The sequence below is a fragment of the Microcella alkalica genome (assembly GCF_014595885.1).
Classification (GTDB): Bacteria; Actinomycetota; Actinomycetes; order Actinomycetales; family Microbacteriaceae; genus Microcella; species Microcella alkaliphila_B.
Genome location: NZ_JABUKC010000001.1, coordinates 315,199 through 331,763 on the forward strand (window position 1 = coordinate 315,199; position 16,565 = coordinate 331,763).

General features: G+C 72.6%; 13 protein-coding genes and 1 riboswitch. Of the genes, 4 read left to right on the plus strand and 9 right to left on the minus strand.

The window, feature by feature from the left end; all coding sequences use genetic code 11:
• Window positions 1–25: 25 nt before the first annotated feature.
• The 3 genes from ID804_RS01535 to ID804_RS01545 all read right to left on the minus strand — a co-directional run bounded on the left by ID804_RS01535 (window position 26) and on the right by ID804_RS01545 (window position 2,555).
• The gene (locus ID804_RS01535; RefSeq protein WP_169077200.1) at window positions 26–1,489 is read right to left on the minus strand and encodes an alpha-amylase; all 1,464 of its coding nucleotides are present in this window, start codon (window positions 1,487–1,489) and stop codon (window positions 26–28) included.
• Between the two features lie 254 nt (window positions 1,490–1,743).
• A complete protein-coding gene (locus ID804_RS01540; RefSeq protein ID WP_169077201.1) occupies window positions 1,744–2,103 on the minus strand; it encodes an MGMT family protein in 360 nt (119 codons plus the stop codon).
• Window positions 2,103–2,555 (minus strand): GNAT family N-acetyltransferase, encoded by a 453-nt coding sequence (locus ID804_RS01545; RefSeq protein WP_169077202.1) that lies wholly within the window; start codon window positions 2,553–2,555, stop codon window positions 2,103–2,105. The genes ID804_RS01540 and ID804_RS01545 overlap by 1 nt, the downstream gene beginning before the upstream one ends.
• Window positions 2,556–2,732: 177 nt before the next feature.
• Here ID804_RS01545 and ID804_RS01550 point away from each other — a divergent pair, with 177 nt between their 5' ends.
• Together ID804_RS01550 and ID804_RS01555 are read left to right on the plus strand one after the other, a co-directional pair.
• The gene (locus ID804_RS01550; RefSeq protein WP_169077203.1) at window positions 2,733–3,950 is read left to right on the plus strand and encodes an NADP-dependent isocitrate dehydrogenase; all 1,218 of its coding nucleotides are present in this window, start codon (window positions 2,733–2,735) and stop codon (window positions 3,948–3,950) included.
• Window positions 3,951–4,267: 317 nt separating this feature from the next.
• On the plus strand, window positions 4,268–6,145 hold the full coding sequence (locus ID804_RS01555; protein WP_169077204.1) for a heavy metal translocating P-type ATPase: 1,878 nt from the start codon (window positions 4,268–4,270) through the stop codon (window positions 6,143–6,145).
• On the opposite strand, the gene ID804_RS01560 is transcribed toward ID804_RS01555, so the two are convergent.
• From ID804_RS01560 to ID804_RS01575, 4 genes are all read right to left on the minus strand, one after another.
• Window positions 6,142–6,564 (minus strand): Hsp20/alpha crystallin family protein, encoded by a 423-nt coding sequence (locus ID804_RS01560; protein ID WP_169077205.1) that lies wholly within the window; start codon window positions 6,562–6,564, stop codon window positions 6,142–6,144. The genes ID804_RS01555 and ID804_RS01560 overlap by 4 nt on opposite strands.
• Before the next feature lie 168 nt (window positions 6,565–6,732).
• A complete protein-coding gene (locus ID804_RS01565) occupies window positions 6,733–8,205 on the minus strand; it encodes an FAD-dependent oxidoreductase (RefSeq protein WP_169077206.1) in 1,473 nt (490 codons plus the stop codon).
• Between the two features lie 8 nt (window positions 8,206–8,213).
• Window positions 8,214–9,113: an FAD:protein FMN transferase gene (locus ID804_RS01570; RefSeq protein WP_169077207.1), complete on the minus strand. Its 900-nt coding sequence runs from the start codon at window positions 9,111–9,113 to the stop codon at window positions 8,214–8,216.
• Window positions 9,097–9,552 carry a hypothetical protein gene (locus ID804_RS01575; protein WP_169077208.1) on the minus strand — a complete coding sequence of 152 codons (456 nt, stop codon included), beginning with the start codon at window positions 9,550–9,552 and terminating at the stop codon, window positions 9,097–9,099. The genes ID804_RS01570 and ID804_RS01575 overlap by 17 nt, the downstream gene beginning before the upstream one ends.
• A gap of 412 nt (window positions 9,553–9,964) precedes the next feature.
• Here ID804_RS01575 and ID804_RS01580 point away from each other — a divergent pair, with 412 nt between their 5' ends.
• Complete coding sequence (locus ID804_RS01580) at window positions 9,965–12,904, plus strand: S8 family serine peptidase (protein ID WP_223158882.1); 2,940 nt, start codon at window positions 9,965–9,967, stop codon at window positions 12,902–12,904.
• A gap of 64 nt (window positions 12,905–12,968) precedes the next feature.
• Here ID804_RS01580 and purU read toward each other — a convergent pair whose 3' ends face one another.
• Window positions 12,969–13,826, minus strand: coding sequence for a formyltetrahydrofolate deformylase (gene purU / locus ID804_RS01585; protein WP_317451132.1), 858 nt, complete (start codon window positions 13,824–13,826; stop codon window positions 12,969–12,971).
• Window positions 13,827–13,873: 47 nt separating this feature from the next.
• Here purU and ID804_RS01590 point away from each other — a divergent pair, with 47 nt between their 5' ends.
• Window positions 13,874–15,226, plus strand: coding sequence for an MFS transporter (locus tag ID804_RS01590; RefSeq protein WP_223158883.1), 1,353 nt, complete (start codon window positions 13,874–13,876; stop codon window positions 15,224–15,226).
• A 13-nt stretch (window positions 15,227–15,239) separates the two neighbouring features.
• Here ID804_RS01590 and ID804_RS01595 read toward each other — a convergent pair whose 3' ends face one another.
• On the minus strand, window positions 15,240–16,448 hold the full coding sequence (locus ID804_RS01595; RefSeq protein ID WP_169077211.1) for a low temperature requirement protein A: 1,209 nt from the start codon (window positions 16,446–16,448) through the stop codon (window positions 15,240–15,242).
• A gap of 31 nt (window positions 16,449–16,479) precedes the next feature.
• Window positions 16,480–16,563, plus strand: a riboswitch (ZMP/ZTP riboswitch).
• Window positions 16,564–16,565: the final 2 nt, after the last annotated feature.

Consider the following 16,565-nt stretch of genomic DNA (forward strand, 5'->3'; position numbering starts at 1 on the left):
CCGGGGCACGGCGGCGGATGCTCCGCTAGCGCTCGACCGCGCCGACGTGCAGCGCCACGACCCCCATGCCGGGCACCTCGGCCCTGAAGCGGCCCTCGCCGTCGACCTCGACGACCTCGCCCGACACCGCGTCGGTGTAGCGCCCGGGCGCGAGCGACGAGTCGAACGAGGCGGTGGCGCCCGTGGCGCCGGCGTTGAAGGCGACGAACCCGTACTCACCGCGGCCGAAGCCCGTGACGCTGCGCAGCTCGCGCGTCTCGAACTCGGTCGCGTCGGTCAGCGGAGCGTCTCCGACCGCCGCGCGGAAGGCGAGCATGCCGCGCACGAGATCCCAGTTCTGCGGGCACACCCAGGTGCCGGGCTCGTAGCGCGGCTGCACCTCGGGGGGAGCATCCGCGCACGAGGCGTCGATGACGCGACCGTCGTCGTCGGCCGGCGCGCCCGCATCCCGCCCCTCGAAGGCGTAGCCGGAGGTCAGCTGCGGCGTGCCGTACGGGTGGGCGAGCAGGAAGGCGGTCGCGAGCGCGTATGCCTCGCCGTCCTTGTAGGAGAGCGTCTCGCCGTTGCGCTCGGTGTCGTGGTTGTCGACGAAGACGATCGCCTGCTCGCTCGGCAGCGTGCGACCCTCGGGGCCGAAGCGCACCTCCGGGTTGAGGGCGCCACTCTGCACCATGCTCGTGAGGGTGCGGGCGTAGGCGAACTCCCACACGGGGCCGGTCGGCGCGTACTCCTCCGGCTGGATCGGCTCGCCCTGGCCGCGGATCACCTCCTGGTAGACCCGCGTGCCCTCCGGCAGGTCGGCGACGATCGCGGCGATGTCCTCCGGCGGCATGTGCTTGGCGGCGTCGATGCGGAAGCCGGCGACGCCGAGCGAGAGCAGGTCGTCCAGGTAGGCGCGCAGCTGCTGCTGCACCCGTGGCGTCTCGGTCGCGAGGTCGGCGAGGTTGACGAGCTCGCAGCGCTGCACCTCGTCGCGGTCGCGGTAGTCGATGATGTCGCCCGTCGGCGACTCGGTGCAGGCGTGGAAATCGTCCGGCTCGAACAGCCCCGGGTAGCGGTAGTGCTCGTAGGTGCTGCCGGCCCAGCCGACGCCCGGGGCGTCCTGCCCCGACATGTGGTTGATGACGGCGTCGGCGACGACGTCGACGCCCGCCTCGCCGCAGGCCTCGACCATCGCGGCGAACTGCTCGCGGGCGCCGAGCCGCGACTCGACGCGGTGCGACACCGGTTGGTAGGCCACCCACCACTGTGGGCCGACGACGTGCTCCTGCGGCGGGCTCGTCAGCACCCAGTCGATGCCGATCTCGCCGAGAGCGGGGCATTCGGCGGCGATCGCGTCCCACGTCCACTGGAACATGAGGATGCCCGCATCGCGCCGATCCTGCGGCTGCGGCGGCTGCGTGCCCGGCGTGCACGCCGCGAGCCCGAGCGTCACGGTGGCGATGAGCCCGGCGAGCGCGGCGCGGGCGGGGCGGGCTTCTCGACGCATGGGACACTCCTTCGTGCGGTCTGCAAGCGCTTGCACCGAGTCTAGGGGGCGGCGGGCATCCGTCGAGGGTCGCCTCATGTCGCGAACGCCCGGTTCGCAGTCGCGACACGCCGTGATCGCACACCTCGCACGGCGTGTCGCGGCGCGACGCCGGGTGAACGCGACTCCGCGCGACGTGCGTCGGCACAGCCGGGCACGGCTCGGCGTGGCCCGAGCCCTGCGCGAGCCTCTCGGCGGCCGCAGCCGCGCCCGCCTCAGGCGAACCGGTGCCGCGCCTGGGCGAGGTCGATGCGGTAGGCGTCGGGCTCGCCGCGCGCGCCGACCCAGCGCAGCGGCGTGCCCTCGCGCTCGTAGTGCTCGAGCGCCTCGGCCTCGTGCCCGGCCGGCGGGCGGCCGTCGGAGCCGATGACGCGCCACCACGGCCCCGAGCCGTCGGAGGTGGCGAGAATGCGACCGACCGCGCGGGCGCCAAGCGAGCCGAGCTCGGCGGCGACGTCGCCGTAGGTCATGACGCGCCCCTCGGGGATGTCGCTCACGACGACGTGCACGAACGCCGCGAAGTCGAGTGGTGACTCGGGTCGCGCGCCGTGACCATCGCGAACGGGATCGCCCATCAGATGGGGAGCGAGCCGATCTTCTCGCCGTACTCGGTCTCGCCCACCTCTTCGAAGCCGAGGCGGCGGAAGAACTCGCCAGGGCCGCCCTCGCCGGTCTCCCAGATGACGGTGACGGTCTCGAAGCCGCGCGCGCGGGCCTCCTCCGCCAGCTGCCGCACGGCGAAGCGGCCGACGCCGCGGCCCTGCTTGGTCGCGTCGACGTTGATGCGCCAGATGCAGCTGCGGAATTCGGGCTTCTCGTGATCGGGGTCGAAGTTGCCGCGGATGAAGCCGACGACCTCGTCGCCGTCGAGCACGACGCGGGCCCACGTGGTGGTCGGGTTGAGGTAGGCGTCGGCCGCCGAGTACGAGACGGGGGTGACGAACTGCTCCTGCCCGGGTCGCAGCGTGAGGTTGTTCGCGGCCACGATGGTCTTCGCCGACAGCTCTTCCAGTCTCAGATCGCCCATGGGGCCAGGGTAGTCAGTCCGGCGGATGCGCGCCCGGAAGATTTATCTCGACATCGAGAGATCTCGGCCGAGGCGGTAGGATCCTTCGGGGCCTCACCGTGCCCTGCGATTCGGCCGCCGACGCGGCCCCCGGTCGTCGATCACCCTCGACGCCCGCGAACGTGCGAAAGGATCCCCGTGCAGAAGATCAAGGTCGAGGGCACCGTCGTCGAGCTCGACGGCGACGAGATGACCCGCATCATCTGGCAGTTCATCAAGGACCGCCTCATCCACCCCTACCTCGACATCACGCTCGAGTACTACGACCTGGGCATCCAGCACCGCGACGTGACCGACGACCAGGTCACGATCGACGCCGCCCACGCCATCCAGAAGCACGGCGTCGGCGTGAAGTGCGCCACCATCACGCCCGACGAGGCCCGCGTCGAGGAGTTCGGCCTCAAGAAGATGTGGAAGAGCCCCAACGGCACGATCCGCAACATCCTCGGTGGCGTCATCTTCCGCGAGCCGATCATCATCTCGAACATCCCGCGCCTCGTGCCCGGCTGGAACAAGCCGATCATCATCGGCCGTCACGCCTTCGGCGACCAGTACCGCGCCACCGACTTCCTGTTCAAGGGCGAGGGCACGCTGACCGTCGAGTTCACGCCGAAGGATGGCGGCGAGCCGCAGAAGTTCGAGGTCTACCAGGCCCCGGGCGACGGCATCGCGCAGGTGCAGTACAACCTCGACGCCTCGATCCGCGACTTCGCGCGCGCTTCGCTCAACTACGGGCTCTCGCGCGGCTACCCCGTGTACCTCTCGACGAAGAACACGATCCTCAAGGCGTACGACGGCCGCTTCAAGGACATCTTCCAGGAGATCTTCGACGCCGAGTTCAAGGACCAGTTCGAGACCGCCGGCATCACCTACGAGCACCGCCTCATCGACGACATGGTCGCCTCGGCCATGAAGTGGGAGGGCGGCTACGTCTGGGCCTGCAAGAACTACGACGGCGACGTGCAGAGCGACACCGTTGCGCAGGGCTTCGGCTCGCTCGGCCTCATGACGAGCGTGCTCACCACGCCCGACGGCAGGATCGTCGAGGCGGAGGCCGCGCACGGCACCGTCACGCGCCACTACCGCCAGCACCAGCAGGGCAAGCCGACGTCGACGAACCCGATCGCGTCGATCTTCGCCTGGACGCGCGGCCTCATGCACCGCGGCAAGCTCGACGGCAACGCCGAGCTCATCACCTTCGCCGAGACCCTCGAGGATGTCGTCATCACGACCGTCGAGAGCGGCAAGATGACGAAAGACCTCGCGCTGCTCGTGAGCCCCGAGCAGGAGTGGCTGACGACGGAGGACTTCCTCGCCGCCCTCGACGAGAACCTGAAGGCGCGACTCGGCGCGTAGCCGACCGCGAACCGACGGATGCCCGTGGCACGCGCCACGGGCATCCGTCGTTCTCGGGGCGGTCGCGATCCCATACCCCCGGGGGTATTATCGAGGTGCGCGGCATCGCGCGCCCCGTCTCCGGAAGGAACCGATCATGTGCTCTCCCGCTCGTTGCGACCGCTGCGGCAAGACCACCTGGGCCGGCTGCGGCCAGCACATCGAGCAGGCGCTCGAGGGCGTGCCGCAGGAGCAGCGCTGCACCTGCGCCTGACGACGCTCGGCGGTCAGGATGCCCTTCTTGGCGCCGCAGCAGCGTGGCGAGTAGACCTGACGGCGTGACTCGCCTCGCCTCGGCCGTGCGCCGCTTCCCGCTCGTCGCGCTGACCCTGGTGGTCGGCGCGGTCGCGGTCGCCCTGCTGCTCGCCGGTCTCGAGCCAGCGGCGCGGCTGCTGAGCTCGGTCTACGCGCTCGCGATCGCCGCGATGGAGGCCGTGCGCATGATCCGCGGCCTGCTTGCGAAGCAGTTCGGCCTCGACATCCTCGCCGTGACCGCGATCGTGAGCACGGTCGTGGTCGGCGAGTGGGGCGCGAGCCTCGTCATCGTGCTCATGCTGACCGGCGGCGAGGCCCTCGAGGTCGCCGCCGCGGGTCGCGCCCAGCGCGAGCTGCGCGCGCTGCTCGACCGGGTGCCGCAGCTGGCGCACCGGCTCGGGGGCGACGGCTCGGTCACCGACGTGCCGGCGGCGGATGTCCGGGTCGGCGATCGTCTGCTGGTGCGCCCCGCAGAGCTCGTCCCGGTCGACGCGGCCCTCGTGTCGGCGCGCGCCGAGCTCGACGAGTCGTCGCTCACGGGCGAGAGCCTGCCCGTCGAGAAGTCGGCGGGCGACACGGTGCTGAGCGGTTCGGTGAACGGCGCCGCCGCGATCGAGGTCGTCGCGACCGCCGTCGCCGCCGACTCGCAGTACCAGCGCATCGTCGAGCTCGTGCGCGACGCCTCGTCGTCGAGGGCGCCCCTGGTGCGCCTGGCCGACCGCTACGCGGTGCCGTTCACGCTCGTGAGCCTCGCGATCGCCGGCGTCGCCTGGGCGGTCAGCGGCGACCCGGTGCGCTTCGCGGAGGTGCTCGTCGTGGCGACGCCCTGCCCGCTGCTCATCGCGGCGCCGGTCGCGTTCATGGGCGGCATGTCGAGCGCCGCGAAGCGCGGCATCGTCATGAAGGACGCGGGCTCGCTCGAGCAGCTCGCGCGCGCGAGGACGGTCGCCTTCGACAAGACCGGCACCCTCACCGAGGGCCGCCCCGAGGTGCTCGGGGTGCATCCGCAGCCGGGGTTCGACGGCGACGAGCTGCTGGCGCTCGTCGGCTCGGCCGAGCGCGCCTCGTCGCACGTGCTCGCCGACTCGCTCGTGCGCGCGGCGACCGAGCGCGGGCTCGTGCTCGCCGACGCGGTCGACGCGCGCGAGGCGGCCACCTTCGGCGTCGAGGCGACCGTCGGCGGGCGCGGCGTCGTGGTCGGCAAGCCCGCCTTCGTGGCCGAGCACGCGCCCGACCTCGAGCGGCGGCCGGCGGCGAGCGGTGAGGCCGTCGTCTACGCGGCGGTCGACGGTCGCTTCGCCGGCACGATCACGCTGCGCGACGCCGTGCGTCCCGACGCCGCCCGCACCCTCGACGCCCTCGCACGCCTCGGCGTGACGCGCACCCTCATGGTCACGGGCGACGTGGAGGCGACCGCGCGCCCGATCGCCGAGGCGCTCGGCATCACCGAGCTGCACGCGGAGTGCCTGCCCGACGACAAGGTGCGGCTCATCCGGGAGGCGCGACCGCGCCCGGTCGTCATGGTGGGCGACGGCGTCAACGACGCCCCCGTGCTCGCCGTGAGCGACGTCGGCATCGCGATGGGGGCGAAGGGCTCGACGGCGGCGAGCGAGTCGGCCGACGTCGTCATCCTGCTCGACGACGTCTCGCGCGTGGCGCGCGCCGTCGCGATCGGGCACCGCACGGTGCGCATCGCGCTGCAGAGCATCTGGCTCGGCATCGCGATCTCGGTCGGGCTCATGCTCGTCGCCGCGGTCGGGCTGCTGCCGGCGATCGCGGGCGCAGCCCTGCAGGAGGTCGTCGACCTCGTCGCGATCCTGGGGGCGCTGCGCGCCGTGCGCGCGGGCGCCGGGCCGGTGGCCGGCCTCGACGGCCCGCGCGACGGCGCGGTCGCGAGCTAGGCGGTGACCTGCGCGCGATCCGTGGTGGTCGCCACGGCGATCTTGCGCGGCTTCGCCTTCTCGAGCACGGGCAGCATGACGCTCAGCACGCCGTTCTCGTAGTGGGCGCTGATGCCCTCGGTGTCGATGTCCTTGCCGAGGGTGAGCTGGCGCAGGTACTGGCCCGAGGGGCGCTCGCGCGTGAGCCACTGCACGCCCTCGTTCGAGCGGGGCGTGCGCTCGGCGCGGATCGTGAGCAGCTGACCGTCGACGTCGACGTCGACGCTGCCCGGGTCGACGCCCGGCAGGTCGGCGCTGAGTACGAAGTGGTCGCCGTCGCGATAGACGTCCATCGGCATGAGTCGCGGGCTCTCGCGGCGGTCGAGCAGGGTGCCGGCGACGCGGTCGAGCTCGCGGAACGGGTCGAAGAACATGGTCATGAGGTCCTCCTTCACAAGCGGTCTCGAAAGTTGAGTCGCTATGGCTCAACTACGTCGAGATTAGCACTCGGCATGGTCGAGTGCCAATGGTTCGCGCATGGCGAAGCTCGAGCACCTCGGCCTCCTGAAGGGCGGCGAGGATGCCCGACGCGAGCTCGCCGAGCAGCCCTAGTACCCCGCGAAGGAGTCGGTGCGCACGCGCTTCGCCCCGGCCGCGCGCAGCGCCGAGCGCCCCGCCGCCACGAGCGCGGGCGCCCCCGAGACGTACCCGCGACGACGCGCGATGTCGGGCACCGCGGCCCGCAGGCTCTCGCCGCTCAGGTCGTCGCGGTCGAGCTCGACGACGCGCGCGCCGGAGGCCTCGAGCACGTCGCGGTAGAGCACCTCGCCGTCGCGCGAGGGCACGACCACGACGACGACGTCGCGCTGCTCGCCGCGTCGCGCGACCTCGGCGAGCTGGCTCGCGAAGGGGGTGACCCCGATGCCGCCGGCGACGAGCACGACAGGCTCCGCCGGGTCGCGGGGGAGGAGGAAGTCGCCGCTCACCTGCGTCGCCCGCACGAGCGACCCCGGCTCGAGGGCGGCGAGCTCGCGCTTGAAGGAGGAACCCTGCTCGGGCATCCGCAGCCCGATCGCGACCTCGGGGGCCTCGCCGTCCGCCGCCGACGGCGCCGAGGCGATCGAGAAGACGCGGCGCGTGCCGCGGATGTCGGCGCGGTGCGGCAGGTGCAGCTCGAGCCACTGGCCGGCCTCGAAGGGCACGGGGCGGGTCGGCGCGAAGCGGAACTCCGTCGCCGACGGCGACAGGGCGCGAGTGCCCGTCAGCCGCAGGGCGAACCCTCGCCGGCGCGACACCGCGAAGGCGACGATGTTGCCGATGAGCAGGGCGAGCTCGGGCGAGGTGTAGATCAGCACGGGGCCGACCGGGAAGGAGAACGGCACCGAGAACGCGACCGCGACGACCGCGGCGGTCAGCCACTGCTGCCAGCGCCGCGGCGGCAGCGTGATCGGCTCGGTCAGCATGAAGCCGGCGAGGAAGACGACCGGGTACAGCACGAGGATCGAGAGGTAGGCATCGAGCGGGGTCGCGCCCGTGAGCGTCACCCGCGTGCCGATGATCGCGACGACGAGCACGACGAGCAGCAGGCCGATGTCGAGCCGCCGCGTGCGGTCGAGCAGCAGGAGGGCGCCGAGGGCGACGACGGGCAGCATCGCGGGCGTCGCGATCCACCAGATGCCGACCGTGAGGCCGGTGAGGCCGGCGACCCAGACGCCCGTCGCGGCCGGGTTGAGGATGTGCCGACCGCGCCACACGACGAGGTACTTCGACAGCGCCGCGACGATGCCCGCGAGCGCGGCGCCGACGAGATCCATCGTCGCGGCCGACGGCGGCAGGAGGCACGCGATGATGAGGGCGGTGATGACGCTCGACTCGCGGTGCGGCACGACGCGCGCGAGCCGCGCCGCCGCCTCGTTCGCGCCGAGGGTCGCGACGCCGACGACGCCGAGCATCGCGAGCAGCCCGAGCGGGTCGATGCCGATCACGCCGAGCGACCCCAGCAGCACGCCCATCGCGAGCACGGCGGCGAGGGCGATGACCGTCAGCCGGTACATGCTCACGCGGCCGGTCACGGCATCCACGATCGCTCTCATCGGAACAGCTCGCCCTCCCATCGGACGCTCGCCTCGAGGCGCCCGTCGCTGAACATCCTCACCCAGGTGAAGTCGAACGCCGCCTCGAGCTCGGCCGGCTCGGCGACGAAGAGCGCCGTCGCGAGGCCGTCGGCCTCGAGGGCGGTAGCGGCGACGACCCACGTGCCGATGATCCCGCCGACGGGGCGGCCCGTCACGGCGTCGATGATGTGGTGCAGGCCCTCGCCCCACGCCCGTCGCGACGGCGACGAGGCGGCGAGCGCGGCATCGCGCAGCTCGACGACGCCGACCGCCTTCGTCGGGTTGGCGGGGTTCTCGAGGGCGACCCGGATGCCCGCCCCGCCCAGCGCCCGCAGGTCGCCGCTGCCGTCGACGACCGTCTCGACCGCGCCGCGGGCCGCGAGCAGGTCGCCGACGAGGTCGACGAGGTACCCCTTGCCGGCCGCGCCCACGTCGAGCAGCACGCCGGTGCGCGTGCGCAGCCGCACAGCCCCGGCGTCGGCGCGCTCGAGGTCGAGCGTCTCGGCCCAGGCGGGTGCCGGCACCGGCTCGCCGCTGGGCCGCAGCCGGTAGGTCGCGTCGTAGCCGAGCCGCTCGAGCGAGGCGCCGACGAGCGGGCTCACCCGCCCGCCGGTCGCGGCGTGCAGGCGCTCGTAGAGGTCGAGCAGCGGGCCCGCGTCATTGGGCAGCGGCCACTCGCCGCCGTCGCGCGCGGCCGCGATGCGGGCCACGAGCGAGTCGTCACGGAAGCGCGACCAGTCGCGGTCGAACCGCTCGACGCGCGCCAGCACCGCGGAGCGGTCGTCGTCGTCGAGCCCGCGCGCGGCGTCGATGCGCCACGCGGTGCCGATCGCCTCGAAGAGCCAGGCGTCGCCCGCGTCAGCCGGCGAGGGCATCCGCCTTGATCTGCTCGAGGGCGTCGCGGAACCCGCCGCTCGTCAGCGACGACCCGGCCACGCGCGTCACGTTGAGGGTGTCGATGTCCTTGCCGACGACCTCGGCGGCGATGCCGCCGGCGAACAGGCCCTGGAACCGCTCGGTCGTCGGGTTGTTGGCGTTCGTCTGCACCGTCACGTCGGTGACGATGTCGCCCTCGAGGGTGAGCTCGACGATGATGCTCTCGCCGCCGTTCGGGCTCTGGTACTCGCCGCTGGCGCTGTAGGTGCCGTCGTCGTAGACGGCGGAGGTGTCGGCCTCGGCGCCGCTCGGCGCCTCCGGTGCCGCGTCGGTGCCGGCGTCGGCGGCGGTCGCGCAGCCGGCGAGCGTCGTCAGCAGCGCGGCCGCGGCGGCGGCGCCCGCGAGCGGCGCGGCGGCGGGTCGGGTCGAACGGGTCATGGATCCTCCGGGCGAGGCAGGCTGTGGTCGGGCGGGCTGAGCGGGCGGATGCTCGACGCGAGCGAGCGGCAGACCCGGGTTCAGCATCCCGATGATCGATGAGTATTCGCTGGAGCGGGCTGGAGGGTTTGCTCCGCGCGCCATGAGCGTCGCGCGAGAGCGGCCGCCGAGCGGCGGCGCGAAGCTTTACACAGTCGAAACAGAAAAGGTTGTCTACCCGTGTTCACGGGGCATATGTTTGGCCAATCCACGGTTGCAGACCATCGTTTCTGCAGCGCCCACCTCCACACGAAGGATGCACAACGCTGTGACACCACGGGCACGCCGCACACCGGCATCACCTCCCCTCCGTTCCCTCCTCTCCCTCGCCACCGGCACCGCGCTCGTCGCGGCTGGCGTGCTCGCGGCGCCGATGACGTCGACCGCGGCGCCGAAGGAGCCCACCGTCTCGGCCGCGGCCTTCGACGATGGCCGCTACGTCGTGCTGCTCGCCGACGATGCCGCCGCCGCCTACGAGGGCGGCGTCGACGGCTTCGCGCGCACCGCCCCGAAGAAGGGCGAGCAGCTCGACCCGAAGCGCTCGGCGGTCGCCGAGTACCGTCAGTACCTCAAGCAGCAGCAGCAGGAGACCGCGGCAGCGGTCGACGCGCAGATCGCCGCCTCGTACACGACCACGGTCAACGCCTTCACGGCCGACCTCACCGCCGCGCAGGCGGCGAAGCTCGCCGCCCAGCGCGGCGTCGTGGCGATCGCGCCCGACGAGCTGCTGAAGGTCACGTCGGTGCCGGGCACCGAGTTCCTCGGCCTCGAGGGCCCCGGCGGGCTGTGGGAGAAGGTCGGCGGCGCCGAGACCGCGGGCGAGGGCATCGTGATCGGCGTGCTCGACACGGGCATCGCGCCTGAGAACCCGTCGTTCGCCGGTGACAAGCTCGGCAAGAAGCCGGGTGACACCCCGTATCGCTCGGGCAAGACCATTGTCTTCGAGAAGGCCGACGGCGGCACGTTCGTCGGCGAGTGCCAGACCGGCACGCAGTTCTCGGTCGACGACTGCAGCACGAAGGTCATCGGCGCCCGCTACTTCGTCGACGGCTTCGGCAAGCAGAACATCGGCGACGTGAAGACCGGGCCGGGCGAGTTCCTCTCGCCGCGCGACGGTGACGGCCACGGCTCGCACACCGCGGGCACCGCGGCGGGCAACCACCTCGTCGACGCGGAGGTCGCCGGCATCGACTTCGGCCAGATCTCCGGCGTGGCCCCCGGCGCGAAGATCGCGGCGTACAAGGTCTGCTGGAACGGCAAGGACGCCGCCTCGACCGCCGACGACGGCTGCGCGACGAGCGACCTGCTCGCCGGCATTGAGGCCGCGACGCTCGACGGCGTCGACGTGATCAACTACTCGATCGGTGGCGGTGCCGCCGATTCGACGGTGTCGATCATCGACCAGGCGTTCCTCGGCGCGGCCGCGGCGGGCATCTTCGTCTCGGCGTCGGCCGGCAACTCCGGACCGGGTTACTCCACGCTCGACAACGCGAGCCCGTGGATCACGACGGTCGCCGCGAGCACGATCCCCTCGTACGAGGCGACTGCGACGCTCGGCAACGGCGACGCCTACGCCGGCGCCTCGATCACGGTCGACATGACCGAGGGCGCGGAGCCGCTCACCGGCTCGCTCGTGCTCTCTGACGTGCTGGGCGCCGCGGGCGCCACCGAGGCCGACGTCAAGCTCTGCGCGCCGGGCGCGCTCGACGCGGCGAAGGTCGCCGAGGGCACGATCGTGGTCTGCGACCGCGGCGTCTACGACCGCGTGGCCAAGTCGGCCGAGGTCGCTCGCGTGGGCGGCATCGGCATGATCATGGTCAACGTCACGCCCGGCTCGGTGGATGCCGATGCGCACTCGGTGCCGACGGTGCACCTCAACAGCGAGTACCGCGACGCCGTGCGCGCGTACGCCGCGACCGCGGGAGCGACCGCGAGCCTCGCGTTCGGCAACTCGACCGACGTCGTGACGGCCGTGCCGCAGGTGGCGGGCTTCTCGTCGCGCGGTCCGGTGCTGGCGGACGGCAGCGACATCCTCAAGCCCGACATCGCGGCTCCCGGCGTGGGCATCCTCGCCGCCACGTCGCACCGCGAGGGCGTCGCTCCGACGTTCAACTTCCTCAGCGGCACGTCGATGGCGGCTCCCCACATCGCCGGCCTCGCGCTGCTGTACCTGGGCGAGCGTCCGACGGCGACGCCTGCGGAGGTCAAGTCGGCTCTCATGACGACCGCCTACGACACCAAGAAGTCCGACGGCTCGCCGATGACCGACCCGTTCGCGCAGGGCGCCGGCCACGCCGACCCGACGCGATTCTTCGAGCCGGGCCTGCTGTACCTCAACGACCTCGGCGACTGGTACAGCTACATCGAGGGCATCGGCTACGGGCTGGGCGACTCGGTCGACCCCGTCGACCCGAGCGACCTCAACCTCGCCTCGCTCACCGTCGGTGAGATGACCGCCCCGCAGACGGTGACCCGCACGGTCACCGCGACGCAGGCCGGCACCTTCACCGCCTCGGTGCAGGGCATGGCGGGCATGGACGTCACGGTCGAGCCCTCGACGCTGAGCTTCGGCGCGGCGGGCGAGACGGCGACGTTCACGGTCACCTTCGCCCGCACGACCGCCACGCTCGACGCCTGGGCGACCGGTTCGCTCACGTGGACTTCGGGCGACACGACGGTGCGCTCGCCCCTCGCGGCCAAGCCCGTGACGATCATCGCCGCGGCCGAGGTCGCCGGCGAGGGCGTCGACGGCTCGGTCGAGGTCAGCGTAACCCCCGGCGGCACGGGCGACATCGCTCTGGCCACCACGGGGCTCTCGCTCGGCGACGTGCTCTCCGGCACGGGGGCGACGGGCTTCACCGCCGAGTACACGGTCGATGTGCCGGCAGGTGCCGCGATGGCGCGCTTCGACCTCGACTCGCTCGACGACACGGCCGACCTCGACCTCGTGGTCTACCAGCTCGACGACACCGGCACCCCGATCGCGGTCTGGGTCTCGGCGACGGGTGCGGCCGACGAGCGCGTCGATCTCGTCGCGCCGGAGGCCGGCCAGTACCTCGTGCTCGCGGACGTCTACTCGGCGCCGGGCACGGTCGGCTGGGATCTCACCGTCACCTCGGTGGTGCCGGGCGGCGCCGAGCTCGCGCTCGACCCGGCCGTGCTCGCCGGCGAACAGGGCGTCGAGACCAGCTACACCGCCTCGTGGAGCGGGCTCGAGCCCGACTCCAGCTACCTCGGCCTCGTGAGCTACGGCGACACGGGCGCCTTCACGGTGGTCACGGTCGACACGGGGGCGGCAGCGCCGACGCCGTAGTGCGATGAACCACGACGGCCCGGGTCCTGTTCAGGAGGCCCGGGCCGTCGTCATGCGCACGGACCTACTTGAAGATGATGGTGCGCTGGCCGTCGAGCAGCACGCGATCCTCCGCGAACCAGGTGACGGCCTGGCTGAGGGTGCGGCTCTCCTCGTCCTGCCCGATCGCGACGAGCTCGGCGACGCTGCGCGAGTGGTCGACGCGCACCACGTTCTGCTCGATGATGGGGCCCTCGTCGAGGTCGCTCGTGACGAAGTGCGCGGTCGCGCCGATGAGCTTCACGCCGCGCGTGTGCGCCTGCTTGTACGGGTTCGCGCCCTTGAAGCCCGGCAGGAACGAGTGGTGAATGTTGATCGCCCGCCCGGCGAGCCGCTCGCACAGCTCGGGGGAGAGGATCTGCATGTAGCGGGCCAGCACGACGAGCTCGATGTCGTGCGCCTCGACCGCCTCGAGCACGCGCGCCTCGAACGCCGCCTTCTCCTCCGGGTTCGTCACCGGCCGCGACTCGAACGGCACGCCGTAGAAGCTCGCGAGCTCGCCGAGGTCGGGGTGGTTGCCGAGCACGAGCGGGATCTCCACCGGCAGCTGCCCCGCCCGCTGCCGGAACAGCAGATCGTTGAGGCAGTGCGCCGCCTTCGACACGAGCACGAGCGTGCGCAGCGGGCGACCCACCCGGTCGATGCGGCAGGCCATGCCGTAGCGGTCGATGACGGGCTGCAGCGCCGCAAGCAGGCGGTCGTGGTCGGCGGGCGTCTCGGTCTGCAGGCGCAGGAAGAAGCGGCCCGACTCGAGGCTCGAGAACTGCTGCAGCTCGGTGATGTTGCCCTCGGCCTCGACGATCGAGCCCGTGACGGCGTGCACGATGCCGGGCTGGTCGTCGCAGACGAGGGTGACGATCCAGTGGTGGAGGGTGGCGGTCACACGCCCCAGCCTATTGCGGGGGCGCGGGCACGTTAGCGTAGACGCGGATGCTCCGCCGAGCATCCCCGGATGCGTCGGCCCGCCACGCCGACCACGAGAGCGTCACCATGAACTCCACCACCCCCTCCGCCGAGCGCCCCTTCCCCTGGGTCGGCCTGCTGACCCTCGCCGCCGCGATCTTCGTGCTCGTCACGAGCGAGTTCCTGCCGACTGGCCTGCTGCCCGACATCGCCGGCGACCTCGACGTCAGCCAGTCGCAGGTGGGCCTGCTCGTCACGATCTTCGCCGCGACCGTCGTCGTCTCGACCACCCCGCTCGCCGCGCTCACCCACCGCTACTCGCGCAAGTGGCTGCTCATTGCCGTGCTCGGCGTCTTCGCGCTCGCCAACGTGCTCGCCGCCGTCGCGCCGAGCTACGAGCTGCTCGTCGGCGCCCGGGTGCTCGGCGGCCTCGCGCACGGCCTGTTCTGGGCGATCGCGGGCGCCTACGCGGGCCACCTCGTGCCGCGCGAGCAGCTCGCGAAGGCGGTTGCCGTGACGAGCATGGGCGGCACGACCGCGTTCGTGCTCGGCGTGCCCGTCGGCACCGCGATCGGCCAGGCGCTCGGCTGGCGCGCCGCCTTCGGCATCATCGCCGCCTCCGTCGTCGTGCTCGCGCTGCTCGTCGTGCGCTTCCTGCCGGGCGTCGATCACCGCGTCTCGCTCGCCACGGGCGAGGTGCCGCTGCCGGCCCGCCGCGACCCGACCTTCCCCGGCGTGCTGTTCGTGTGCCTGCTCGTGGCGATCATCGTCATCGGCCACAACGTCTTCTACACCTACATCGCGCCGTACATCATCGACGAGGCCGGGTTCCCGCGCGACTCGGTGAGCGTGCTGCTGTTCCTGTACGGCGGCGCCGGCGCGATCGGTCTCGTGCTCGCCGGGGTCGTCGGCGGCCGGTTCCCGCGCGCGGGGCTGTACGGGATGCTCGGCGGCGTCGTCGTCGCCGTGGCCGTCCTCGCCGCGTTCTCGGGCATCCCCGTCGTGGTCGTCGTCGCGATCGTGGTGTGGGGCGTCGCCTTCGGCGGCATCCCGGCGATGCTGCAGACGCGCCTGCTGCACGTGGCCTCGCCGCGCATCCGCGATGTCGGCGCCGCGCTGCTCACCACGTCGTTCAACATCGGCATCGGCGGCGGCGCCCTCGTCGGCGGCGTGCTGCTCGACAGCGCCGGACTGCTCGTGCTGCCCGTCGTCGAGGCCGCGGTCATCGCCCTCGCGCTCGTGCTGCTCGTGGTCGTCGACGCCCGCCGACGGCGGCTCGACGAGCCCGTCGAGCGTCGAGCCGAGCCCGTCGAGCGCGAGTTCGGCTCGCCCCTGACGGGGCCGATCCCGACGCTCGAGCGCGACGACGCGAGCCGTTAGGCGCGCCGCGCCCTCAGCCCCGCGAGCGGTCGCCGCGACGCAGCCGCAGCGCCGTGTCGGCGGCCGCCGCGCTCGCGAGCACGAGCGTCGACAGCAGCGACAGCACCCACGGCGCGACGACGGGCGCGAGCGGCACGAGCGCGGCGCACGCGAGCGCCCCGCCGAGCGCGACGCCGAGCCCCGGCGCACCCACGATGCGCCGGAACAGGGCGTTGCCGAGCAGGAACAGCGCGGGCCCGCCGAGCACCGCCGCCACGGCGATCGCGGTGCGCTCGTCGGGGTGGGCGATGATCGTCTTGTCGGCCGCACCGACGAGCACGATGCCGGCGATGATCGGCAGGTGCGCGTAGGCGTACGCGGCGCGCGCGATCGCGCCCGCACGGGCATCCCTGCTCATTCTTCGCTCGCCCCACCACTCGCCGTGGTCGAAGTACAGCCACCACATCGCCCCCGCCGCGACGAAGGCGCTCGCGATGGCCGCGTTGCGCTCGAGCGAGCTCTCGTTCTCGACGAAGGCGAAGCCGCTGACGAGGAAGCCCTCGCCGATCGCGATGATGACGAACAGGGATGCCCGCTCGGCGAAGTGGTGGGCCGACAGATCCCACCCGTCCAGGCGACCGGGACCCAGGCCCGGCAGCGCGTACGAGAGGGCGGGCCCGGCCAGCTCGATGACGATCGCGGCCGTCCAGGCGGTCAGCAGCGGCAGCGGGCCGAGGGCCGAGCCGAGCAGGGCGCCGCCGATCCACAGGGTGCCGCTCGCGGCGAACCAGCCCAGGATGCGCGCGAAGTCGGCCGCGACCGCGCCGTCGTGCCGCACGGCCGCCGCGATCATGAAGAGCGTGCGGGCGAGGTGCAGGCCGACGGCGGCGAGGGCAAAGGCGAGCGCGCGCTCGCCGAGCGACTCCTGGAGCGAGGTCGAGACGAGCAGCCCGGCACCCGCGAGCACGATGAGGGCCAGGCGCACCGGGAGCCGCTGCGGGTCGAGCCAGTTCGACACCCACGTGGTGTGCATCCACAGCCACCAGACGGCGATGAGAACGATGACGGCGTGCAGCGCCGACTCGACGCCGTCGACCTTCGCCACGAGCTCGCCGATCTGCGTGAGGGCGAAGACGAACACGAGGTCGAAGAACAGCTCGACGAAGGCGACACGCTCGCCGCGCTCGCGGTCGGCGGGGCGCAGCAGGTCGGCCCGGAAGCCCCAGCGCGGCGTGGACGGCATGGCCGCATCCTCGCAGACGAGCCCGTAGACTGGGAGAAGTCGCGACTGGCGTTGAGATGGGTCACCATCAGGGAGCGACCGACACGGTGAGCAGCCGTCCGCCTGGGCCGCTCGTCC